Annotated in this window: 24 protein-coding genes; 16 read left to right on the top strand and 8 right to left on the bottom strand. The window is 46.6% G+C overall.

Annotated elements, in window-relative coordinates; translation table 11 throughout:
- Positions 1-335 precede the first annotated feature (335 nt).
- The 4 genes from MKZ13_RS17455 to MKZ13_RS17440 all read left to right on the top strand — a co-directional run bounded on the left by MKZ13_RS17455 (position 336) and on the right by MKZ13_RS17440 (position 4,956).
- Positions 336-2,126, top strand: coding sequence for an L-fucose isomerase (locus tag MKZ13_RS17455; protein WP_339176985.1), 1,791 nt, complete (start codon positions 336-338; stop codon positions 2,124-2,126).
- A gap of 124 nt (positions 2,127-2,250) precedes the next feature.
- Positions 2,251-3,741: a rhamnulokinase family protein gene (locus MKZ13_RS17450; protein ID WP_221821521.1), complete on the top strand. Its 1,491-nt coding sequence runs from the start codon at positions 2,251-2,253 to the stop codon at positions 3,739-3,741.
- Between the two features lie 70 nt (positions 3,742-3,811).
- Positions 3,812-4,474 carry a class II aldolase/adducin family protein gene (locus MKZ13_RS17445; protein ID WP_339176984.1) on the top strand — a complete coding sequence of 221 codons (663 nt, stop codon included), beginning with the start codon at positions 3,812-3,814 and terminating at the stop codon, positions 4,472-4,474.
- Between the two features lie 131 nt (positions 4,475-4,605).
- Positions 4,606-4,956 carry a hypothetical protein gene (locus tag MKZ13_RS17440; protein ID WP_339176982.1) on the top strand — a complete coding sequence of 117 codons (351 nt, stop codon included), beginning with the start codon at positions 4,606-4,608 and terminating at the stop codon, positions 4,954-4,956.
- A 111-nt stretch (positions 4,957-5,067) separates the two neighbouring features.
- Here the strand turns inward: MKZ13_RS17440 and MKZ13_RS17435 are convergent, their stop codons facing one another.
- Entirely contained in the window at positions 5,068-5,694 is a 627-nt protein-coding gene (locus MKZ13_RS17435; protein ID WP_339176981.1) for an FMN-dependent NADH-azoreductase, read from the bottom strand.
- A 236-nt stretch (positions 5,695-5,930) separates the two neighbouring features.
- Between MKZ13_RS17435 and MKZ13_RS17430 the strand changes: the two genes are divergently transcribed.
- The 6 genes from MKZ13_RS17430 (at position 5,931) to MKZ13_RS17405 (ending at position 12,747) form a co-directional block, all read left to right on the top strand.
- Positions 5,931-6,869 carry a sugar-binding transcriptional regulator gene (locus MKZ13_RS17430; protein ID WP_062836066.1) on the top strand — a complete coding sequence of 313 codons (939 nt, stop codon included), beginning with the start codon at positions 5,931-5,933 and terminating at the stop codon, positions 6,867-6,869.
- Positions 6,870-7,094: 225 nt separating this feature from the next.
- Entirely contained in the window at positions 7,095-7,745 is a 651-nt protein-coding gene (deoC, locus tag MKZ13_RS17425) for a deoxyribose-phosphate aldolase (RefSeq protein ID WP_076215422.1), read from the top strand.
- 226 nt (positions 7,746-7,971) lie between these two features.
- Positions 7,972-9,159, top strand: a complete 1,188-nt coding sequence (locus MKZ13_RS17420) for a NupC/NupG family nucleoside CNT transporter (RefSeq protein WP_036613804.1) — start codon at positions 7,972-7,974, stop codon at positions 9,157-9,159.
- Between the two features lie 30 nt (positions 9,160-9,189).
- A complete protein-coding gene (deoB, locus tag MKZ13_RS17415) occupies positions 9,190-10,368 on the top strand; it encodes a phosphopentomutase (protein WP_339176979.1) in 1,179 nt (392 codons plus the stop codon).
- Between the two features lie 136 nt (positions 10,369-10,504).
- Positions 10,505-11,212 (top strand): purine-nucleoside phosphorylase, encoded by a 708-nt coding sequence (deoD, locus tag MKZ13_RS17410; RefSeq protein ID WP_017688193.1) that lies wholly within the window; start codon positions 10,505-10,507, stop codon positions 11,210-11,212.
- A 233-nt stretch (positions 11,213-11,445) separates the two neighbouring features.
- On the top strand, positions 11,446-12,747 hold the full coding sequence (locus MKZ13_RS17405; RefSeq protein WP_036613808.1) for a pyrimidine-nucleoside phosphorylase: 1,302 nt from the start codon (positions 11,446-11,448) through the stop codon (positions 12,745-12,747).
- Between the two features lie 124 nt (positions 12,748-12,871).
- Here the strand turns inward: MKZ13_RS17405 and MKZ13_RS17400 are convergent, their stop codons facing one another.
- Both MKZ13_RS17400 and MKZ13_RS17395 read right to left on the bottom strand, forming a co-directional pair.
- Positions 12,872-13,837 carry a TIGR03943 family protein gene (locus MKZ13_RS17400; RefSeq protein WP_339176978.1) on the bottom strand — a complete coding sequence of 322 codons (966 nt, stop codon included), beginning with the start codon at positions 13,835-13,837 and terminating at the stop codon, positions 12,872-12,874.
- Between the two features lie 101 nt (positions 13,838-13,938).
- Complete coding sequence (locus tag MKZ13_RS17395) at positions 13,939-14,973, bottom strand: permease (protein ID WP_339176977.1); 1,035 nt, start codon at positions 14,971-14,973, stop codon at positions 13,939-13,941.
- Positions 14,974-15,208: 235 nt separating this feature from the next.
- Here MKZ13_RS17395 and rpmG point away from each other — a divergent pair, with 235 nt between their 5' ends.
- The 6 genes from rpmG to MKZ13_RS17365 all read left to right on the top strand — a co-directional run bounded on the left by rpmG (position 15,209) and on the right by MKZ13_RS17365 (position 19,461).
- Positions 15,209-15,358, top strand: a complete 150-nt coding sequence (rpmG, locus tag MKZ13_RS17390; RefSeq protein ID WP_339176975.1) for a 50S ribosomal protein L33 — start codon at positions 15,209-15,211, stop codon at positions 15,356-15,358.
- 50 nt (positions 15,359-15,408) lie between these two features.
- Positions 15,409-16,116, top strand: a complete 708-nt coding sequence (locus tag MKZ13_RS17385) for a metal ABC transporter ATP-binding protein (RefSeq protein WP_339176974.1) — start codon at positions 15,409-15,411, stop codon at positions 16,114-16,116.
- A complete protein-coding gene (locus MKZ13_RS17380; protein WP_339176973.1) occupies positions 16,062-16,955 on the top strand; it encodes a metal ABC transporter permease in 894 nt (297 codons plus the stop codon). Before MKZ13_RS17385 ends, MKZ13_RS17380 begins: the two co-directional genes overlap by 55 nt.
- Complete coding sequence (locus tag MKZ13_RS17375) at positions 16,942-18,069, top strand: metal ABC transporter substrate-binding protein (RefSeq protein WP_339176972.1); 1,128 nt, start codon at positions 16,942-16,944, stop codon at positions 18,067-18,069. The genes MKZ13_RS17380 and MKZ13_RS17375 overlap by 14 nt, the downstream gene beginning before the upstream one ends.
- Before the next feature lie 163 nt (positions 18,070-18,232).
- Entirely contained in the window at positions 18,233-18,700 is a 468-nt protein-coding gene (locus tag MKZ13_RS17370) for a hypothetical protein (protein WP_339176971.1), read from the top strand.
- 50 nt (positions 18,701-18,750) lie between these two features.
- Complete coding sequence (locus tag MKZ13_RS17365; RefSeq protein WP_339176970.1) at positions 18,751-19,461, top strand: M50 family metallopeptidase; 711 nt, start codon at positions 18,751-18,753, stop codon at positions 19,459-19,461.
- 114 nt (positions 19,462-19,575) lie between these two features.
- Here MKZ13_RS17365 and MKZ13_RS17360 read toward each other — a convergent pair whose 3' ends face one another.
- The 5 genes from MKZ13_RS17360 to MKZ13_RS17340 form a co-directional block, all read right to left on the bottom strand.
- On the bottom strand, positions 19,576-19,947 hold the full coding sequence (locus tag MKZ13_RS17360; RefSeq protein ID WP_237174956.1) for a DUF4363 family protein: 372 nt from the start codon (positions 19,945-19,947) through the stop codon (positions 19,576-19,578).
- Between the two features lie 26 nt (positions 19,948-19,973).
- Complete coding sequence (locus tag MKZ13_RS17355; protein ID WP_339176969.1) at positions 19,974-20,702, bottom strand: DUF421 domain-containing protein; 729 nt, start codon at positions 20,700-20,702, stop codon at positions 19,974-19,976.
- 170 nt (positions 20,703-20,872) lie between these two features.
- Positions 20,873-21,736, bottom strand: a complete 864-nt coding sequence (locus MKZ13_RS17350) for an SDR family oxidoreductase (protein ID WP_124115137.1) — start codon at positions 21,734-21,736, stop codon at positions 20,873-20,875.
- Entirely contained in the window at positions 21,733-22,800 is a 1,068-nt protein-coding gene (gene uxuA, locus MKZ13_RS17345; protein ID WP_036673719.1) for a mannonate dehydratase, read from the bottom strand. The genes MKZ13_RS17350 and uxuA overlap by 4 nt, the downstream gene beginning before the upstream one ends.
- 40 nt (positions 22,801-22,840) lie before the next feature.
- On the bottom strand, positions 22,841-23,518 hold the full coding sequence (locus MKZ13_RS17340) for a GntR family transcriptional regulator (protein WP_026081054.1): 678 nt from the start codon (positions 23,516-23,518) through the stop codon (positions 22,841-22,843).
- Between the last annotated feature and the right edge of the window lie 231 nt (positions 23,519-23,749).

The following is a 23,749-nucleotide window of genomic DNA, read 5'->3' as shown; positions in this document are numbered from 1 at the left end:
ATGTTAGGGTTACCGATAACCCTAAAGGGTTCTGAACGTATTTACTACATAAACCATTTCGCTGAATTCGCTCATGCACGTTCCATTTTCTTGAATAGAGGAACTACATTCATAGCTAATTAATGAAGTGGTTTATTGTTATTTTTAAAAATATGTAAACGCATTCAATATCAACCAAGGCTCTTGGTAATCTGTGTATGTAGTTCTTGCGTGCAACTCGGGTATCGGTTATATCTCCGTCATTATCTTATTCCAATCACTGCACATGGATCAGACAGAAGGCTACTCAATTCAACCCAAATTCTATGAAACGAATTGAAGGAGGACATTCCAGTATGACACATCAGGATTATCGTTATAAACAGGCTTTCCCCAAGATTGGTATTCGTCCCACGATTGATGGAAGACGCAAAGGCGTTCGGGAGTCACTGGAAGAGCAAACGATGCGTATGGCTACATCTGTTGCGGAACTGCTTGCAGCCGAACTGCGTTATCCTGACGGCTCCGCGGTGGAGTGTGTTGTGGCCGAGACCTGTATTGGCGGAGTAGCCGAAGCGGCCGCAGCAGCAGAACTGTTCAGCCGTTCGAACGTTGGTGTAACGATCACCGTGACACCGTGCTGGTGTTATGGTACGGAAACGATGGATATGTCGCCGTCCACTTCAACAGCCATCTGGGGTTTTAACGGAACTGAACGTCCTGGTGCTGTGTATCTGGCGGCAGTTCTCTCTGCCCATGCACAGAAGGGGATTCCGGCCTTTGGGATCTATGGAGAGGATGTTCAGGACGGCGGAGATACAACGATTCCCGATGACGTGCGTGAGAAATTGCTCCGGTTCAGCCGTGCAGGTCTTGCAGCCGCGACCTTGAAAGGGCAAGCCTATCTGTCTATTGGATCAGTATCCATGGGGATTGCAGGTTCGATTGTGAACGATTCATTTTTCCAAGAGTATCTGGGCATGAGGAACGAATATGTAGATATGAGCGAACTCACTCGTCGTATTGAAGAAGAAATCTATGATCCTGAGGAGTATAAGCTCGCACTGGCTTGGGTGAAGGAGAATTGTAACGAAGGTCCAGACAACAACGCTGCCCATCTGCAAACGGATCGCAAACGCAAAGAGTACGAATGGGAAACCGTTGTGAAAATGACCCAAATCGTGCGTGACTTGATGGCGGGTAACCCAAGATTGGCAGAGCTTGGTTTTACAGAGGAATCGATGGGTCACCACGCGATTGTATCCGGCTTCCAGGGACAACGGCAGTGGACGGATCATTCTCCGAACGGAGATTTTCTGGAGTCGATATTAAATTCTTCCTTTGACTGGAATGGCAAACGTGCGCCTTATCTGGTGGCAACGGAGAATGACAGCCTGAACGGGGTATCGATGTTATTCGGCTCGTTACTCACGCATACGGCACAGATCTTTGCTGATGTGCGTACGTATTGGAGTCCGGATTCAGTACAGCGTGTGACGGGGCACCAGTTGGAAGGAAACGCGAAGGATGGCATCCTGCATCTGATTAACTCCGGTTCCGCAGCTTTGGATGGCACTGGGCAACAGTCCAGAGATGGTAAGCCTGTACTCAAGCCATTCTGGGAAATTACAGATGAGGAAGTTCAGGGTTGTCTAAAAGCAACATCGTGGAGACCGGCATCCGTAGAGTATTTCCGCGGGGGCGGCTATTCAGCGGATTTCCTGACCAAAGGTGGCATGCCTGTAACGATGACACGTCTGAATCTGGTCAAAGGACTGGGACCCGTACTGCAAATCGCTCAGGGTTATACAGTCGATCTGCCTGAAGATGTGCATGATACGCTGGATCGACGGACAGACCCAACCTGGCCATCCACCTGGTTTGCACCTGTTCTAACCGGATCGGGAGCGTTTACTTCCGTATACGAGGTCATGAATCAATGGGGCGCCAATCATGGCTCCATCTCGTATGGACATATTGGTGCAGATCTGATTACTCTCGCTTCCATGCTTCGCATTCCGGTAAATATGCATAATGTACCTGAAACGGAAATTTTCCGTCCGCGTGCATGGGGATTGTTCGGCACAAGTGAGCCGGAGAGTGCAGACTACCGTGCTTGCAGTGTGTTTGGCCCGTTGTATCGTTAAAATAAAGTTCCATTCCTGTCAAACGCCATGTTCCTTGTGAGATGAGGTAACATGGCGTTCTCTTGAAAGCTGTGTTCAGAACTCGAATACGGCTTATCGCGTAGAGTTAAGGAGGCTTGAAAGAATGGGCAATCAAGCAACACATGTGCTTGCTGCCGATTACGGCGCCGGTAGTGGACGCGTAGTCCGGGGTTCTTTTGATGGAAACAGACTCTCGTTACAAGAAGTGCATCGATTCAACAATGAACCCGTTCAGCTGGGGGACGGATTGTATTGGGATTTCTTACGACTTTTTCATGAATTAAAACAAGGCATTGTGAAAGGGACGCAAGGCATCTCTCCATCGGTCCGTTCTATAGCTGTGGATACGTGGGGAGTGGACTATGGACTGGTGGATGGTGCGGGAAGGTTGTGCTCGAACCCTCGTCACTATCGGGAAGCACGCAATGCACAGTGGATGGAAGAAGTTCTGCACAAGGTGAAAGAAGAAGAACTGTATGCCATGTCCGGCGTTTTGCCGCAGCAGATCAATACAGTTTTTCAACTGCTAGGCAGTGTACGAGAGCAGGCCGAAGGTTTGCGTCCGGATGTGCGCATGTTATTTATGCCGGATTTATTTCACTATTATCTATCCGGTCAGCAGGCTTGTGAGTATACGATTGCAAGTACCAGTGGGCTGTTGCATGCAGGCGAGGCGCGTTGGAATTACCATCTGATCGGGCGTCTCGGTATACCGGAAACATTATTTCCAAAGCTCGTTCAACCGTGTACCGTGCTGGGCAATTTAACAAATGAGTTGTGCGCCGAGTTACGGACTGGACCGATGCAGGTAGTCTCTGTGGGCTCACACGATACGGCATCTGCCTTGGCAGCGATTCCTGCGATGGATTCGGATTTTGCTTTTATCAGCTGTGGTACCTGGTCACTTATGGGGGTGGAGCGTGATACACCTGTATTGGATGACCGAAGTCGTGCATTAGGATTCACCAATGAAGGGACGGTACGTGAGAAAGTACGCACCCTGAAAAATCGTTCAGGCCTGTGGCTGCTACAAGAATGCAAACGGCAATGGGAGCGGGAGAATCAACTTTTTACACATGAAGAACTGATTCAGCTAGCTACCTTGGCAACGCCGCATCAAAGTTATGTATCGCCGGGAGATGGCGTGTATTTGGCGCCAGGGAATATGGCTGAACGCATACGCCAACAATGCAGTCTCACCGGACAGACTGTCCCCGAAACGACTGGAGCGATTGTGCGCTGCATTCTGGAAAGTCTTGCACTGGAATTCAGGCAGACGCTGGATGAACTGCAGTTGGTTACAGGTGCAAGACCTCGTGTCATTCATATGGTTGGTGGTGGTGTACATAATCGCCTATTGTGCCAGTTTACAGCCAATGCAGCCGGTGTCCCGGTGGTGGCAGGCCCGGCAGAGGCGACTTCAGCCGGGAATTGCATGCTGCAATTCCTTGCGCATGGAGAAGTGAGTAGCTTGGCCGAGGTACGGGAGGTCATGGCTGCTTCCTTTTCCCCCGAGACCTATGAGCCTGAGGATACAGAGCTGTGGCAGGAAGCTTATGAAAACTACCAAAGTCTGAATCAAATCAAAAGGTAATAAATAGATTCAATGCAATGAGCATTGACGCAAAATGCTAAAAAGAAAAGTAAGAGGAGTGGTTAGGAATATGTCTGAACAGCAAATAAGGGAAGAGTTGACGAAGTATGCACGTAGAGCAGTTGCCCAAGGGCTCGTGGTCGGACCCGGTGGGAATCTGAGCGCACGCTCTGGGGGAACGATGTTGTTGTCTCCGAGCGGATATGCACTTGAAGATCTGGAACCGGACGAATGGATCGCCATTGATATCGAGACAGGAGAGACTCGTGCGGGATCAACACGTCCGTCTTCCGAAGTATTAATGCATCTGTATAGTTATCGTGTGAATCCTGATATCCAAGCCATTGTGCATACGCATCCGGCATATACGATCGCACTTAGTCTTGTTTTCGATGAATTGCCACACTTGTTCCCTGATCAGTCCGCCTTGGTGGGCGATATCGGATTTGTTCCATACGTTCTGCCAACGACGAAACTACTTGCCGATGCAGTCTCAGCAAAGGTAGACGAACATACGGCACTCATTCTTGTCAATCACGGATTGGTTACGACCGGTAAAAACCTCCGCGAAGCCTATTACCGCACCCAGGTGGTGGAAGAAAGCGCGAAAGTATATATGATCGCCAAGGCAGCGGGAGAACCCAAAGTGTTAACTGCTGAAGAATATAAGGAAATTCAATCGCTTGAAAGTGAAGCCTACCGTGTGCAATTATTGCAACAACTCAAGTCTTAAACGGAGATTATCCATTCGTCAAAACATGACATGAAACTGAACAATCCACTATTTTTCTCGACAACTATTGCATAACCTGAAATACCGAGTATAATACTTGGTAAATAGACGAAAAGGGGATGCAATAAACGATGAAAACACATGCTGAATTGAACTCACTTCTTGTTGACGATTATCTGGATCTCCTGAACATTGCGAAACAGCTAGGTGATGACGAATGGAAAGATGCTATTCTGCAAGCATTGAAGGAAGAAGTCGATGCGAATCATCATCTGGATTCCAAAGAGGTAAGACAGGATTTATGGATTCAATTTGAAGGCATTAATGAACAAATGCATGATCTGTTAATGAAATTGAAGCATGCCGACAGTCCTGAGGAGAAAGAGCAGATTATTGAAATGATCTGGGGATTGAAAGTAGACCGTCATGCGATCACACGTAAACTTGAAACCATGAGCCGTGCCAGCGCTGGACATCAATAAGCTCTAGGTTGATTATACATTGAAACCCGCGTGTTTCCTGGGATTATCCCCTAGGTGGCACGCGGGTTTTGTTTATGTTTTGATTGTTATTCTACTTTTTGAACTACCTCTCTAAAACTGTTTTGCAAAAGTAGTTGCTTGCTCGATAGCTTGTTGCTTGATCTCATCCGCACGATCTTTATATTGATTGTGCCCCTCGACAAAAATGCCATCAAGCTTCGGCACGCCGAGGAAAGACATGATAATGCTTAAGTAACGATGACCGGATTCCATCTGGGCAGCCGGACCTTCGGAATAAATGCCACCGCGAGCCTGAATATGCAACGCTTTTTTGTCAGACAACAGTCCGACAGGACCTTGTTCGGTATAACGAAATGTTTTGCCAGCTACGCAGATCGAGTCCACATAAGCCTTCAGAATAGGAGGGAACGAGAAGTTCCACATCGGAGTTACAAAAACATATTTATCTGCTGCGGCAAATTGATCCGACAGTTCATTCAAACGACTTACTTTGGTCTGCTCTTCGGCAGTCAGGTCACTACCCGATTGCAGTTTTCCCCATCCACTGAAGACATCCGCATCGATATGCGGAATATCCGAACGATACAGATCGAGGTGAACAACCTCATCAGACGGGTGATTTTCACGATACGCGTCAATAAATGCTTTGCCTGTAGCCATGCTGAAAGAGGTTTCATGATCGTGAGGATGGGCAGTAATATACAATAAGGTAGACATGTAGTTCTTCCTCTCTGTGCGATTAATGGGGTGAAGCAATCTTGGCAATGATGAAGCGACCGCAGTAGTATGCATCGTTTCCCCCGTTTTATACGTCAGAAAGGGATATGAATGGATCGATCATGATACTGAACTGGATGCTTTATGGTGACCAGATACTCAATCCATGTATAATATATAGGACGAGTATTTATTTTCCAAAGACAATAGGATGAGTGAGATGAGCGCACATGGGAATGGACCTGGAGAAGCAACGATTAAGCATTGAAGCAGCGAAATTGTATTATCAGTCCGATTATAGCCAGCAGGATATTGCCGCAAGGTTGGGCGTGTCGCGTCCAACGGTGTCAAGGTTACTTCAGTACGCCAAAGATCGTGGATACGTCCGGATTGAAATTATGGACCCGCTGGAGGATATCGACATCATTGCCGGAGAACTTAAGTCGAAATATGATCTGGATACGGCACTTGTGTGTTTTGCCCCGTTGAAGAGTGATGAGGAAATACAGAAGCATATCAGCAAACGAGCAGCAGACTACCTTCAAGAGACGGTTCAGGATGCAGATATCATCGGGGTGACTTGGGGAACAACCATGCATGCTGTAGCACGCCAACTTCGTCCCAAACAGGTTAAAGGTGTCGAAGTCGTGCAATTGAAGGGGGGCGTAAGCCACTCCCATGTCAATACGTATGCCGCTGAGATTGTTCATTTGTTCGCTGAGGCATTCCATACGGTACCAAGGTATTTGCCGCTGCCTGTTATTTTCGACAACATTGAAGTGAAAAACATGGTGGAAGCGGATCGACATATCGGCAGAATCGTGGAACTTGGCAGACAGGCCAACATTGCTTTGTTTACCGTGGGTACTGTGAAGGAAGATGCATTATTGTTCAGGCTCGGTTACTTTAATGAAGAAGAGCAACAATTGCTGATGAACTCCGGTGCAGGTGACATATGTTCACGCTTTTTCGACGCGGAAGGTCAGTTGATCAGTGAAGAGATTAACAGCAGAACCGTTGGAATTGATCTAGCAGAGTTGAGAAATAAGGAAAAATCAATTCTTGTTGCCGGGGGACAACGCAAAATTGAAGCCATTCACGCCGCGCTCAAAGGTCATTACGCAAATATTCTGGTCACGGACCAGTACACAGCGCAGGCATTACTTCGATTTTAATTTCAAATTTAATTTCAAATGGATATGGATGACAACATCTGCCACGTAAAAAGGGCGGATGTTTTGCTTTTTTAGGAAGAAAATATAACGAAGAAGAAATGTAAGTGTAACTGTGAACAAAAGTTCAAGTTGATTTTTACATATGTTCATGTTAGTGTAAGGGTATAGAAAATAACTAGTTCAGATAAGGGAGAGATTCAATTGACTACACCACAATTAGCTAAAATGATCGACCATACGTTGCTTCGTGCGGACGCAACGCAAAGTGAAATGGCCAAGTTAACCGAAGAAGCAAAGCAATATCAGTTTGCTTCCGTATGTGTTAACCCAGGCTGGGTTGCTTATGCTGCTGAGCAGTTGCAGGGTTCTGGCGTAGATATCTGCACCGTTATTGGTTTCCCTCTGGGAGCATCTACATCGGAGACAAAAGCTTTCGAAACGAAAGATGCGATTGCTAAAGGTGCAACTGAAGTCGATATGGTCATCAACATCAGTGCTTTGAAAGATGGCAAAGATGATTTCGTTGAACAAGATATTCGTGCTGTTGTTGAAGCGGCTGCGGGTAAAGCTTTGGTGAAAGTTATTATTGAAACTTGTCTGTTGACGGATGAAGAGAAAGTACGTGCTTGTCAGGCAGCTGTGCGAGCTGGAGCTGATTTTGTTAAAACTTCTACAGGTTTCTCCACAGGTGGAGCAACGCCAGAAGATATCGCTTTGATGCGTCGTACGGTAGGTCCTGATGTTGGCGTTAAAGCTTCCGGTGGCGTACGTAGCCTGGAAGATATGCAGAAAATGATCGAAGCGGGTGCTACTCGGATCGGTGCAAGTTCTGGCGTTAAGATTATGCAAGGTGGTCAGTCTACATCTTCTTATTAAGCAAAAGCATCTTAGAAAAAGCTTAATAAATAAAAGTAATGTTATATTCTCTGTACTTGGGCGTTCGACTCAGGTACAGGGAATACAACTTACACTTATATTTTAATTAACGGAACTTATTGTAAGCGCTTCATAAGTTTTCTGAAAGATTACTGATAAAAATGCTTAAGAACCCTTTGAGCTGAATTTTCACATCCGGCTTAACTACCTTCAAAGGAGAAATCAAATGAAATTTCTAATTGCCATTATCGGCTTACTCGTTGTTTTTGGACTGGCTTATATCGCAAGCAACGGCAAAAAGCAGATTCGTTACCGGCCGCTGGCTATCATGATTGTTTTGCAAGTTATACTAGCTTATGCTCTGTTGAATACAGGAGTGGGTACTTTTTTAATTGGCGGTTTCGCGACCGTATTTAAAAGTTTACTCGACTATGCGAATGAAGGTATCGCATTTGTATTTGGGGGTTTGACTACCGTAGGTGCCGAAAGCGGGGGGGCACCGTTCTTCCTCAGCGTATTGATGCCGATTGTTGTCATCTCCGCCCTTATCGGTATATTGCAGTATATCCGAATCTTGCCTTTTGTTATAAAATATATTGGTCTGGTATTAAGCAAAATCAACGGAATGGGCAGACTGGAATCATATAACGCGGTTGCTTCGGCTGTATTGGGGCAATCTGAAGTGTTCATTTCTGTGAAAAAACAAATTGGGTTGTTGCCAAAACATCGGCTGTACACCTTGTGTGCTTCGGCGATGTCCACGGTATCGATGTCGATTGTTGGTGCTTATATGACCATGATCGAGCCGAAATATGTGGTTACAGCTCTTGTACTGAACCTGTTTGGCGGTTTTATCATTGCTTCGATTGTGAATCCTTATGAGGTTACAGAGGAAGAAGATATATTGGAAGTACAGGAAGAGGAAAAACAGTCCTTCTTCGAAATGCTTGGCGAATACATCCTGGATGGATTCAAAGTTGCTATCATCGTAGCTGCGATGTTAATCGGTTTTGTTGCCTTGATTGCACTTGTTAACGGAATTTTCAGCGCGGTGCTTGGCATTTCGTTCCAAGAGCTACTTGGTTATGTGTTTGCACCATTTGCCTTCATCATGGGTGTTCCATGGAAAGAAGCGATTCAGGCAGGAAGTATTATGGCAACCAAAATGGTATCCAACGAATTCGTAGCTATGCTTAATTTGAAGGAAACTGCAATGTCTGCCAGAACAACGGGTATCGTATCTGTCTTCCTCGTGTCGTTCGCCAACTTCTCCTCCATCGGTATCATTGCTGGTGCGGTGAAGGGACTCCATGAGAAGCAAGGTAATGTGGTCGCCCGCTTCGGTCTGAAACTGCTTTACGGTGCTTCGCTTGTCAGCGTGCTGTCAGCGATCATTACTGGACTGTTCTTGTAAGCTGGATTATTTGGAAGGAGTGCTTAAGTTATGTCAACATTCAAAAGAGTACATCTGATTGTTATGGATTCTGTAGGGATCGGCGAAGCGCCGGATGCAGCAGAATTTGATGATTTTGATGTCGATACCTTCGGTCACATTGCACGTGAACGCGGAGGTCTGAAAATGCCTCATATGGCTAGTCTCGGACTGTCCAACATCAAAGAAATCGAGGGTGTCCCTGTAGCGGATACACCTAAAGCGTATTACACCAAGATGCAGGAAGCATCCAGAGGCAAAGACACAATGACAGGTCACTGGGAGCTGATGGGTCTTTACATTGATACCCCTTTCCGTGTGTTCGAGAATGGTTTTCCCGATGAGTTGATTCAGCGCATTGAAGAGAAAACGGGCCGCAAAGTAATTGGTAACAAACCGGCCAGCGGCACGGAAATTCTGGATGAGCTGGGTGCAGAGCATGTTGAAACTGGCGCGCTCATCGTGTACACATCCGCGGATTCGGTTCTGCAAATTGCAGCACATGAAGACGTTGTTCCACTGAAAGAACTATATGAGATCTGTGAGTTCTGCCGTGAAATTACACTTGAAGATCCGTACATGCTCGGCCGCATTATTGCACGACCATTTGTAGGTGAAGCGGGTAACTGGAAACGTACTGCGAATCGTCATGACTATGCACTCAAACCTTTTGGTCGTACGGTTATGAATGAACTGCAAGATGGTGGATTTGATGTGATTGCTTTGGGTAAAATCGCAGATATCTATGACGGCGAAGGTGTAACCAAGGCTGTTCGTACCGTCTCTAACATGGATGGCATGGACAAGTTGTCCGAAACGATGGATGAAGAGTTCACTGGACTGAGCTTCCTGAACCTGGTTGATTTTGATGCCCTGTACGGTCATCGTCGTGATCCACAAGGTTATGCTCAGGCACTTGAAGACTATGATGCACGGCTGCCAGAGATTTTTGGCAAAATGACCAATGATGATCTGCTGCTGATTACAGCTGACCATGGTAACGATCCAACATACCGAGGTACAGACCATACACGTGAATATGTACCACTTCTTGCCTACTCACCGCGCTTCAGCGAGGGCAAAAAGCTTGATCTGCGCAGCACATTTGCTGACCTTGGCGCAACCGTAGCTGAGAACTTTGGAGTGAAAATGCCGGAATATGGTACCAGCTTCCTGAAGGATTTGAAATAAGTTAATTTTAGGTAACCGAAACTTTAGGGATTTAAGTTTTCTTTCAAAAATGGATTAGGGATGTCGGAGTAGTTGAGGCTGCTCCGGTTCCTTTCATCGTAATAGAGATAAACATATAACTGGAGGAGATTCATTCATGAGTACACATATTGGAGCAAAACCCGGAGATATCGCAGAAACGATCCTTTTGCCAGGAGACCCTTTGCGCGCTAAATATATCGCAGATACGTACCTTGAAGATGTTGTATGTTACAACGAAGTTCGTGGAATGCTCGGTTACACAGGTACATATCAAGGACACCGGATTTCGGTGCAAGGTTCAGGAATGGGTATTCCGTCCTTCGCAATCTATGCTAACGAATTGATCAGCGAATATGGCGTAAAAAACCTGATTCGTGTGGGTACTTGTGGCGGTATGCAGGAGCATGTACGTGTACGTGATGTCATCCTTGCACAAGCAGCATGTACAGATTCCAGCATGAACAAACACGTGTTTGGTGGATATGACTTCTCACCAATCGCTACGTTCTCCCTGCTGAAAGAAGCATATGACCGTGCAACAGCTAAAGGTATGAAGATTCATGTCGGTAACGTGTTCAGCTCCGATTCTTTCTACCGCGATGACCGTTCCGTTACCGAGAAGTTGATGAAACACGGCGTACTCGGCGTAGAGATGGAAACAACAGCACTGTACACCATCGCTGCCAAGTTTGGTGTTAACGCACTGACCATCCTGACGGTAAGTGACCACTTGCTGACAGGCGAAGAAACATCTGCCGAAGAACGTCAAAAAACGTTCAATGACATGATGGTAGTTGCCCTGGACACAGCAATCACACTGTAATTGTTATTCATAATCATTTGATTTTAATCGAAACTTTTGTTTTAAGCACGGAGTGAAGGACCCGGAATCGATTCTGAAGAAGCGTTAGCGTTCGCCTTTGTCTCCGAGTTTTCCCCATTGCAAAATGGATCAAAAAAACTTGGAGACAACAGCGATCGGAGGAACGATCCGGAGCCGGAACGGTCCCAGTACAAAGTGTTCTATACAAATCATTTACCCGAGGAGAGATCATCATGAGAATGGTAGACATTATTGCTAAGAAACGCGACGGAAAAGAACTGACAACAGCTGAGATTGATTTTGTGGTTCAAGGATACACACAAGGAGAGATCCCGGACTATCAAGTCAGCGCTTGGGCGATGGCAGTATTTTTCAAAGATATGACAGACAAGGAACGCGCTGATCTGACGATGTCGATGGTGAATTCCGGTGAAACGATCGACCTGTCCGCTATCGAAGGCATCAAAGTAGACAAGCACTCCACAGGAGGAGTGGGCGATACAACAACACTGGTACTTGCTCCGCTTGTTGCTGCGCTGGATGTTCCTGTTGCCAAAATGTCCGGACGTGGACTTGGTCACACGGGTGGTACAACAGACAAGCTGGAATCCGTTGCTGGTTTCCACGTAGAGCTTGAAAAAGAAGAGTTCATTCGTCTCGTAAACGAACATAAGGTTGCAGTTATCGGACAAAGTGGTAACTTGACGCCTGCAGACAAAAAGCTCTATGCCCTGCGTGACGTAACAGCTACCGTTAACTCCATTCCACTGATCGCCAGCTCCATCATGAGCAAGAAAATTGCAGCAGGTGCTGATGCAATCGTATTGGATGTTAAAACGGGTGCTGGTGCATTCATGAAAACAACGGAAGATGCTAAAGAATTGGCACATGCCATGGTAAGCATCGGTAACAATGTTGGCCGTAAAACGATGGCTGTTATCTCCGATATGTCCCAACCACTGGGTCTGGCGATTGGTAACGCGCTTGAAGTGAAAGAAGCCATCCTCACCCTGCAAGGTAAAGGTCCAAAAGATCTGGAAGAACTGTGTCTGGCTCTTGGACGTCAAATGGTATTCCTTGCTGGTAAGGCAGATTCCTTGGAGCACGCTGAGGAGAAATTGAAAGAAGTGATCCAGAACGGTAAAGCCCTGGAGAAATTCAAAGATTTCCTGGCAAACCAAGGCGGAGACGCTTCGGTTGTAGATCATCCAGATCGTTTGCCACAAGCACAATATCTGGTTGAAGTCCCAGCAGACAAAGACGGCTATGTTGCAGGAATCGTCGCTGACGAAATCGGAACTGCAGCAATGCTGCTTGGCGCAGGCCGTGCAACAAAAGAGTCCGAGATCGATCTCGCGGTTGGTCTGATGTTGAACAAAAAAGTCGGTGACCCAGTCAAAGCTGGTGAGTCCCTCGTAACGATTCATGCCAATCGTGAAGACGTAGCAGACGTCATCGCGAAGATCAAAGAAAACATTACAATTGCGGATCATGCCGATGCTCCTGTATTGGTTCATGATATCGTAACGGAATAATACAATCAGAGCAGACGAGATGTAATCTCATGTCTGACTGAACATGAAAGCCCCAAAACGATGTAATCCATCGCTTTGGGGCTTTTGTCGCTGAGGTGCCGGTAGTTACTACTACTACGAGCAACTACGGGCTCTTTATTTTCTCATACGCCATCACCGAGTCCGCATTGGTATAAATATAAGGCGTGGATGGCTCGGATACAGGTGTCACCTTTGTGGCCCGAATCTCAATCGTATCCTTACCGTTAACCTGTGCAGAGCCTATGCTGCCATCAATTTGCACCCAGCTGTCTGTAGGGAAGCTATCCGCTTCTGGGATGTGAATCATCACGCCGAAGGGAGCAGCATCAGCCGGGCAACACATGACGAGAAATCGTCCCAGTGCAAAATGTGATTCATGATCCATACTTTTGTCCCGATAAACGAATCCGGTTAAGGAGATATCTTTGCCTGCAAATTGTCGCTGGAACATGTCGATCGTGCCGAGTGTTTCAGAGAAGATCTCAGGATAGACTCGGATGACCTGTTCTGCATACAACTTCTCTGCCAGTTCAGCGAATTCGCGGCTATACTCGTCTGGGGGAATGAATTGTACTTTGGTAGCCGATGCAGGCTGAACGGTCGTTGATTGTTGTGTAAGATCTTGTACATTCAATTGCGTTGCCGGATCAGGTAAAGGCTCTTTCCGGCGAATCTCGGGAGGGGCATAGGTGAGAGACATGCCTTTCTGGCTAGCCATGGAGCTGCCGAGCGCCCGATCAGGTAACAGAAACCCCAGCAACAAGGGGATAGCAATCAGACCATATACCAACGAGCTGCGTAGGAAACCGGAAGGAGGTGGATGTTCACAGTCGCAATGAACCTCGTTTCTGCCGAACAGTCCATGCCAGGCCATGATAACTGCAATAAACATTAAGGGAACAGGGCAGCATAACAGCAGTTTTTGCATGGTAGGCGCCAGATAATAATGAAGCGAATCACTTGAATTCAAGTGAATAATGTACACTGCCACCCCGCCGATCCAGCCTGCACGGATCAGGTTATGCCATTGGATGACGTGTGACCTTGGAACAGGAGGCTTGGTCATCATGTAGACATTGTGGTTCATAATCATCACCTCATCTCTATTCATAGTCAGTATGAAAGTTCATGGGATTAACCATTCAGGTCATGAAGTATGTTGCTCAACCTTTATACCAGCAGGTTAATCAACCACGAGCCGGCGAAGACGAGCGTAATAATGGCTAGACTTAGACCAATAACAAACCGGGTACGGAAGGTTGAGAGCAGCATCAGGGTGCTTTTGAAATCCAGCATTGGACCAAGCACAAGGAAGGATACCAGCGGCCCCAGTGCAAACGTATGTGAGAACGCAGAAGCCACAAAAGCATCTGAAGTGGAGCAGAGAGACAATACATAAGCAAATCCCATCATAAACACATAGGAGGCGACAGGACCATTGCCAAGTGAGATCAGATCGCTGCGGCTAATGAATGTCTGGATGCAGGCTGTAATCAAGGCACCGATCACCAGATATTTGCTCATATCGACAAATTCATCTCCGGCATGAATGAAGAAGTTGCGCCAGTTTTTTACATGGTTATGATCATGTGCATTTGCGTGCGCGTGAGGTTGCGCCATTTTAAAACCAGGATGCGTCTTAACCTCTGTCACTGCGACTTTTGGCATCCGAAGGGGATTTCGACGAACGAACACATACACAAGCATGCCTATGGAAGCTGCTACAGCAAAGGCCAGTCCCATTCGGGCAATGGTAATCTCAGGATGGGAGGGAAAGGCGAGCAAGGTTGCGGTAAATACGATGGGATTGACTACGGGACCACTCAAGATGAATGTCACTGCGATATAGGAAGGCATGCCTTTGTGCATCAACCTTCTCACTACCGGGATCATGCCACATTCGCAGATGGGAAAAATAATACCGAGTAGTCCTGCAACCAGCACACCGCCGATCGGATTCTTGGGTGTGAGTTTGCGGACCATTTCTTCGGATACGAACCACTGCATGAGTGAGGACAATAGTACACCCATGAGCAGAAAAGGTGCGGCTTCAAGGAAAATACCTATGAATACGGTTTTCATATTTTGCAAAGCTTCACTGTTCCATGCTTCCTTCAGGTCTGGAGCCATTGTGATCAACACGGGAACAAGAAATGCACAAGGGATCAGGAAGGACAGGAGCTTCAAATTGGCTGCCATTTTCATGAAACAGACCTCCACAACTAGGACTTTGCTAAAATATATGCTTGTACGTGCAGCAACATACATCATTCCTATGTTCTAATCAACATTTTTACGATTAATCAAGATTTTTCATCCATATGTAGAACTGGCGTGAACTTGAATGTTCATTTTCCGGCGTGGAGTTGACAAAAGAAAAGCTATAGACTAATATCATTAAATAGTAATAATTACGATTAAATAAGAGGAGGCAACAACCATGAGAGTCATTGTAACTTTAGCCTGCACCGAGTGCGGGGACCGCAACTATACAACAACCAAGAACAAACGTAACCATCCAGAGAGAATTGAGATGAAGAAGTACTCCCCGCGCTTGAAGAAAATGACGATCCACCGGGAAACCAGATAAAATTTTTTTGTTATTTTTAAATAGTAATATTTACGAAAAGAGGGAAAGGCATGATATTATCCTCCATGCGTGATGTTGTATTTGGATATGGCAAAGAGCCGATCATTGATCAACTGTCGCTGGATATTCATGTGGGAGAGTTCATAGGCATCGCAGGTCCCAACGGTTCTGCCAAAACGACCCTGTTAAAGCTGCTGCTAGGGCTATTGAAGCCCTGGAGCGGCACGATACATATGAATCCGCAGTTGAAACGTGGGACCAAGTCCAATATCGGTTATGTGCCCCAGCAGGTGGCATCGTTTAATAGTGGATTTCCCAGTACGGTGAACGAACTGGTCCGGTCCGGGTGTTACACCAGGCTGGGATTATTCCGCAGATTCACAGCAGAGCAGGATGCCATCGTTGAACGCAGTCTGCGTGAAGTTGGCATGTGGGAATATCGGAATACACGCGTGGGTGAGCTGTCTGGCGGACAGAAGCAGCGGATCTGTATTGCAAGAGCTATGGCTGGGCAACCGCAGGTTCTGGTACTGGATGAGCCAACAACGGGAATGGACCGCCACAGCCGTGAAGGATTTTACAATCTGATGCGCCACTATGTTGATGCTCATGGGATAACGATTATTATGGTTACTCATGGACTGGAAGAGATGGGAGATCGATTGGACCGAACCATTACTCTGGAACGGCAAGAAAGTGAGGAATGGAAGTGTTTGAGTACGAATTCATGCAACGTGCCTTCTGGGCAGGTGGACTGATTGGAGTCATGGCTCCAATTCTTGGGGTTTATCTGATGCTCAGGCGGCAGGTCCTAATGGCAGACACGTTATCCCATGTCTCACTCGCAGGGGTGGCGCTCGGTTCGGTCATGAATCTTAACCCGGTGGTCTGCGGATTTGCCGTTGCCATTATCGGTGCATTACTGGTTGAACAACTGCGGCGAAGTTACCGAACCTACAGCGAGGTACCTGTGGCGATCATCATGACTTCGGGGCTGGCTCTTGCTGTAGTGTTGATGAGTCTCAAAACCAATCTGTCCAAGACCTTCAGCTCATACTTATTTGGATCTATTGTCGCGGTTAGCGATATACAGTTGTGGATGATGGCAGGTGTGTGTGTCATGGGTTTACTTTTTTTCATCCTGCTCCGGAGACCGTTGTATAACTTTACGTTTGATGAAGAGACTGCTTCCATTGGAGGCGTCCAGGTAAAAGGTTTATCGTTTGCATTTGCCATTCTGATAGGAATGACTGTAGCATCAGCCATGCCGATCGTCGGTGTGCTACTAGTGTCTGCTCTCATTGTATTGCCCGCTGCCTTGGCACTAAGAGTGTCTCGCAGTTTTACAACAGCCATTATTGTTGCGATAATTACAGGTTTAATCGGTATTTTTAGCGGACTCACCGCATCTTACCATCTAAATACACCACCGGGAGGAACAATTGCACTCATCCTGTTGGTCATCCTATTGACTGGAATATCAGCGCAAAAGCTGATTGCACGATATAACCGCAAGCGCCATCGCAAAGAAACGAAATCACAGCACGTCATTCTGGTCAACCATTCTAGGAGGAATACATCACATGAAACTCAGTAAAAAAGCTACGCTCGGATTGTTGTTTAGTCTTACACTTATCGTCGCAGGCTGCGGACAAAAATCCGCTTCTGATGCAAATACAAGTTCTACGGGTGCTTCTAATACGGTCTCCACAGAGAATGAAGTAGCAAAATTAGACGTGCAGGTTAGTTTCTACCCCATGTATGAATTCACTAAAAATGTAGCAGGCGACCTAGCGGATGTACATACGCTCGTTCCAGCGGGTTTGGAGCCTCATGATTGGGAGCCAACACCACAGGACATTGCCAGTATTGAGAAAGCGGATGTGCTTGTATACAACGGTGCGGGTATGGAATCATGGATTGATCAGGTCACCGGAAGTCTGAGTAACACTTCACTCATTCAGGTGGAAGCAAGCAAGGGCATCAACCTGCTTGAAGGTGGAGAGCATGATCACCATCATGAAGATTCAGAGGCAACAGAACATGAACACGATCATGACCATGCGAATGAAGCGACTACAGAAGAACATGATCACGACCACGATCATGCAGATGAAGTGACTACAGAAGAACACGTCAACGATCATGACGCCGAGGCAGAAGCAGGACATGATCACGATCACGGGGGACTGGATCCCCACGTATGGCTGTCACCTGCATTGGCTGTAAAAGAAGTGCGCAATATTGAAGCAGGTTTGGCGCAGGCTGCCCCGGAACACGCTGAACAGTTCAAGCAGAATGCAGATGCCTATGTTGCTCAACTGGAGTCACTGGATCAGGACTTCAAGGCGGCTGTGACGGAAAGTAAACGCAAGGATTTCATCACACAACACGCTGCATTTGGTTATCTGGCACAGGAATACGGATTGCAACAGGTGCCTATCGCAGGATTGTCTCCTGAGCAGGAACCTTCGGCAGCGCAGATGGCATCTGTCATTGATTTTGCAAAAGAGCATCAGGTGAAGACGATTTTCTTCGAAACACTGGTTTCATCCAAAGTGTCTGAGACGATTGCAAGTGAAGTGGGGGCCAAGACAGCTGTATTGAACCCGATTGAGGGACTTACCGAGGAAGAAATTGCGGCGGGAATGGACTACATCAGTGTGATGAGACAGAATCTGGAGGCACTGAAACTGGCGCTGAACGAATAATAAAAGACCAATTTGATGCCTGTCACCGAAAAAGGTACAATAATACAACATGCTGAGGAATGGAGTGCCATTCCTTTGCCTTTTTGCGAAGCAGAGAGCACAGTGATGTGCTCTCTGCTTCGTTTAAGGTGACCCGATTGAGGAGAACAGGAGGAAGCAGTAGATGAATTCATATGAAGAACATGAAGTGCTGTTAAGTGAACAGCCAGCCCATCTGTGGAGACGGCGCAAGCTGGAGCTGATGAACTGGACGGAGCGTGACAAACATACAGTATCTGCGAAGATAACGGAGATATGGAATGGCGTTGAAGTGGATGCCGAGCTCGTGAACGCATTGTCCATACTTCGGAATGCGGGCGTGAAGACTGAATTTTCATGTGCAGGGGTGAGTCCGCTTGATGAACCTGTCGATCATTCCCTCTATGCGTATGTTACCCTTGTGCAAAGTGAAGTTGCGGATCAATTCGTGAACTACGCGCTCCGTCGGATGCGGAATCGACTGCTCGTTACGCTAGAGGCTGAAAAGGGCCGCTATGATCTATCTTCTTTTTTCATTGGACACAATCGGAGCTTCTGCTGGTGGATGGAGCACTGTGCTCTACAGTTTTGGAAGCCGAAACGAATCGAGTGAAAAAAGCGTAGTATAGAAGATAGACTTGTTTACTTAAAGGAGAAGGAGGTATGACACGATTGAATAAGTGGGTCAAAACGATACTTTTTCTACTAGGCTCCGTCTTTCTTACACGATTCATCCCATTCTCGTCCTTGTTCCGTAACCTGGATACGATGATTCACGAATTCGGTCATGCACTAATGACACTGGTATTGTCCGGTAAAGTGCTGCGCATTGAATTGTACGCTGATCATAGTGGTGTAACTTACTCTTCCATGCTGACGCCAGGCAGATCGATCCTGGTTTCTCTGGCGGGATATATCAGTGCATCACTGTTCGCCTGGCTGTTGTTCTACTTATACCGCAAAGGCTTGCACATGTGGGGACTCGGTATTATGACAGCTGTCGCTCTGGTGTCGCTCCTGTTATATGTAAGAGGGGAGTTTGGCATGTTATGGCTGACCGGGTTTATCGTACTGAACGTTGTCATTATGATTTTTGGTGCCAAGATCGTGAAGTTCTATTATCTGTTACTGGCGTTTCTTACGCTGGAAGAGTCGGTCGTTGGTGCCGTATACGTTGGATTAATGTCCTGGACTCAGCCTTCACGGGCAGGGGATGCAGCGAATCTTGCTCAGCAGACGTTCCTTCCGGCGCTATTCTGGGGCACTTTGTTCGCTTTGTTTGCACTGTGGTGTGCCAAGGGAGCACTCAGTCTCTTTTTCCGCAAAGAAGGCACTTCGCGACCGTCACGGTCTCGGGGATTACGAAGAGCGTAACGGATAGTAAGTTATATAAAGCAAAGAAGGCACTTCCTTTCTTCATAAAAGGATAGTGCCTTGTGTTATTGAACTTACATCTGATATTAGAGTCTGATATTAAAGATATTGAACCTAATCTCCAAGATTATCCCATAGGACATAAAAGTAATAAATCTCTTCCATAATCGCCTTATCATCCTCTGCCGCAACGCCGCCCTTGATCCGAGCAAGGGTGCCCAGAATATCATATATCGTTTCACGCTCCACACTGAACTGAATGCGGTTGACGATTTTATCCCAGGCCTTCATTGCGTAATTAACTTGAGACTTGGCTTCAGTCCATTGATTACCCTTAACCTGTTGCTCTAACGTTTGTATAGATTCAAGCAAGCGATCATCGGTGCCAAAGGGCTTTTTGAGAAAGGATCCGCTAGCCATAATTGCAACGAACACAAGAATGAGGAAGATCGGAAGCACATATAGCAGCCAGAAACGCGTTTTCATTCAACCGCCTCCTTGATGTGAAGAGTTTAGAAAGGCCCCTCATAATCGCCCATATCTATTTTTTCAGTGATGTTATCCTTGAACAGATCTACATACAATTTGTCATTGGGCAATATGGCGGCAAAAGCAATATCCTGTATCGTGATCTTTTGTTTCTTGAGCTGCTCGCTGAGCCAGTTGATATCTTTGTTTCTTTCCTCCAGATTTTGCTTAATCAGCAGGCCATCAATGATAATCTCGGTCATTAGCTTGCTCTTGGGCGGGTGCATATGCATGTCTTTGGCGGTTACCGGTTGATTCTCAGGTTTCAATACAACTGAAAGGCTGCCGTCCGGTTCCAGAATGGCATAATCCAGCGTTGTGATATCAAATACATCCTTTTGCCGCAGCATCATGGTCAATTCGTCAATTTTGACTCGCATTTTACTCAGGTTCTGTTCGAGAATTTTACCGTTCTGGATGATCAATGTGGGATCAGAGTCCATTAATTTGGAGATGGTGCGATTTTTAAGTGTAATATACTGAAAGATGATCGTAATGATTGTGAAAATGGTCAAGGCCACAAAATGAATCCACGCTTTCGATGAGAGATCGGTTGCAAAAGTCCCTGCAATGGAACCAATTGTGATGCCGTTAATATAATCAAAATACGTCAAGTTACCCATCTGTTGTTTGCCCAGCACCCTTGTGTAGATGATCAGAGTCAGAAAGGCAATAATAGAGCGTACGGCAACAACCCATGTTTCTTCCATCATGTATGTATCACCTTCCTTTACTTCACTTCGCATAGTTACTATAACAAGCTTTTCCTACACTGGATGATCTTATGCTTGAACGCAAAAAACCGAAACCTGGGTAAGTATCCCAAGTTTCGGTTTCTATAAATTCTCTATATTAGTTGAACTGATTATTTACACGTTAATCGTTATACACCAGAATAGGCCATAAATCCGCCATCTACCGGAATGACTGTGCCAGTGACAAAGCCGGATTGTCTTTCATCCGCAAGCCACATCAATGTGCCAAGCAGGTCTTCCGGTTTGCCAAAGCGGCGCATAGGAGTATGGGCAATGATTTTACTCGAACGTTCGGTAGGAGAACCATCTGGTTGCAGCAATAGATTACGGTTCTGTTCTGTCAGGAAGAACCCGGGTGCAATGGCGTTGACACGAATACCGGATTCAGCCAGATGCACGGCGAGCCACTGCGTGAAGTTGTTAATCGCTGCCTTGGCAGCACTATACGCTGGAACTTTGGTCATGGGCGATGGGGCGCTCATGGAAGAAATGTTTATGACAGTAGCGGGAACATCGCGCTCTATCATATGTTTTGCAAAGATCTGAGTGGGGATGAGAGAACCGACAAAATTCAGATCCATCACTTGACGAAATCCCTCTACACTTACATCGAAAAATGTAGTTACATCGCTCTTTTCCAGATCTTCCAATCTGAAAATTTCATTCGTGGTGTTGGCACTGGCGTTATTGCCACCTGCGCCATTGATCAGAATATCACATGGTCCGAGCTGTTCCAGCACCGCATCTGCCGCTGCTTGCACACTATCGGCCTGGGTTACGTCACAGGCAATAGCAATCGCTCTGCCACCTGCAGCTTCAATCGCAGCTACAACTTCCTGCCCCTTGGACACAGTGCGGTTCAGGATAGCTACACTTGCGCCGTGTCGAGCGAGTTCTTCCGCCATGGAGCGGCACAGTACTCCAGCACCTCCGGTGATTACAGCTGTTCTGCCATTGAGACGAGATGAGCGTTCATATTGGTGTTCACTCATGCTTTTGCCCTCCTTTGCAGGGAATCCCAGACGCCCCAGAGATACATGATCCCCAAAGCCCGGTCATAGAGTCCATAACCAGGTCGGCACTGTTCTCCCCAGAGATGGCGACCGTGGTCGGGTCTTGCATACCCTTCATAACCGATATCGTGATAAGCCTCAACAACCCCTGCAATATCAACACTGCCATCCTGACTGCGATGTGAGGTCTCGATAAAGTCGCCATTATCGTAGATTTTGACATTACGAATGTGGGCAAATGGAATCCGATCCTTGAACTCGTGTATCATCCCGATGATGTCATTATCAGCATTCGCTCCCAAAGAGCCACTGCATAGTGTCACGCTGTTGTAAGGGCTGTCATAAAGATTCAAATATTTCCGAACATTCTCCTGACTTGTAATAATCTTTGGTAATCCAAAGATTGGCCATGGCGGGTCATCCGGATGGATGGCCATTCGAATCCCCAGCCGTTCGGCTGTAGGCATAATCTCTTGCAGGAAATAACGTGCGTGCTCCCACATATGATCCTCGGTTACATCCTTGTAGGCTTCGAACAGACCTGTTAGATACTGCAATCGTTCCGGTTCCCAACCTGGCATGGTGAGTGCGGAGTTTTCCGTAATGCGTCGAACGAGTTCTAGAGGTTCTATATCTGCGAGTTTACTGTGCTCATAGAAGAGGGCAGTTGAGCCATCCTCCATTTCCTTGTGCATATCCGTGCGAAGCCAGTCGAAGATTGGCATAAAGTTGTAACAGATGACCTTCACACCAACTTGAGCCAGTTTCTCCATTGTTTTAATATAGTTCGCAATGTATTTATCCCTTGATGGCAGGCCCAACTTGATATCCTCATGGATGTTCACACTCTCAACGACATCCAGATGTAACCCGGCCTTGTCCGCTGCTGTTTTGACAGCGAGTATTTTGTCCATTGGCCATTCCTCGCCAGCAGGAACATCGTGCAGTGCCCACACAATACCTTCAACACCCGGAATCTGCCGGATATGATCCAGCGTTACCGTATCATTGCCTTCGCCGAACCAGCGAAAAACCATTCTCATCACGTTCACCTCATCATGAATAGTAGGAAGAAAAATTCAGTCATTGAAAATAGGACGGATATGTATCCTGCAGGACAGCCAAATCGGTGACAGTTAAATGCAAGTGTTCCTGCATCAGTCGCTCTGCTGTGTCGGCATCATGCTGCTGAATGGCCTTGACCATAGACCGGTGCTGTTCAATCAGGTGATCCCACTGGTGGTCTGAGGACAGGCGTAACATGCGACTTCGATTCAAATGTACATTCATCTGCTGGATAACAGTCCAGGTGTTGCTTTTGTTGCAGCCTGCAAAAAGAGTGCTATGGAATTCCTCATCCAATTGGAACATTCGTTCATCATCCGGTTTGACCCTGCATTCCTGTTGCCATGCAAGGTTCTGTTCAAGAGCTACCATCTGTTCGTTCGGAAAGTTCTCGCAGGCGAGCCTGATTACGGCTCGTTCGAGCTGTTCACGCATGAACCGTGCTTCCTCAACGAGGTCGACCTGAATCAGAGAGACGTATGTGCCACGCTGTGGATACACTTCTAGCAGACCTTCCTGAGCAAGCCTTACAAAACTTTCTCGAACAGGTGTCCGGCTTACCTGGAATTCCAGCGAAATCTCCTTCTCAGAAATAGCTGTTCCCGGAGGCATTTTCAAACTCAAAATGAGTTGTTTCAGCGTGAAGTAAACGACATCTCGCGTTGAGTAAGATTGCTTATTATTCATGGAAGACATATTGCTCGCAACAGGCAACAAACCGGCTTTGGATGATAACTTTGGGGTATATTCCACAACTTCAACTCCTTCAATGCCATACTACCATACTTGTATGGTAGTATGGAAGCGCTTTATCAGCATTATATTAAATTTAGTTGATGGTTCACTTGCAGTTCATGTGATTAAAGAGTACAATTCAGTTATTAGGTTCGAATGTTTAAACGAACAGACATCAGACAGAAAATAATA

It is taken from the genome of Paenibacillus sp. FSL R5-0701, assembly GCF_037973995.1.
GTDB lineage: Bacteria > Bacillota > Bacilli > Paenibacillales > Paenibacillaceae > Paenibacillus.
The sequence above is the reverse complement of the archived record's forward strand: the minus strand, read 5'-3'. Positions and strand labels throughout refer to the sequence as shown.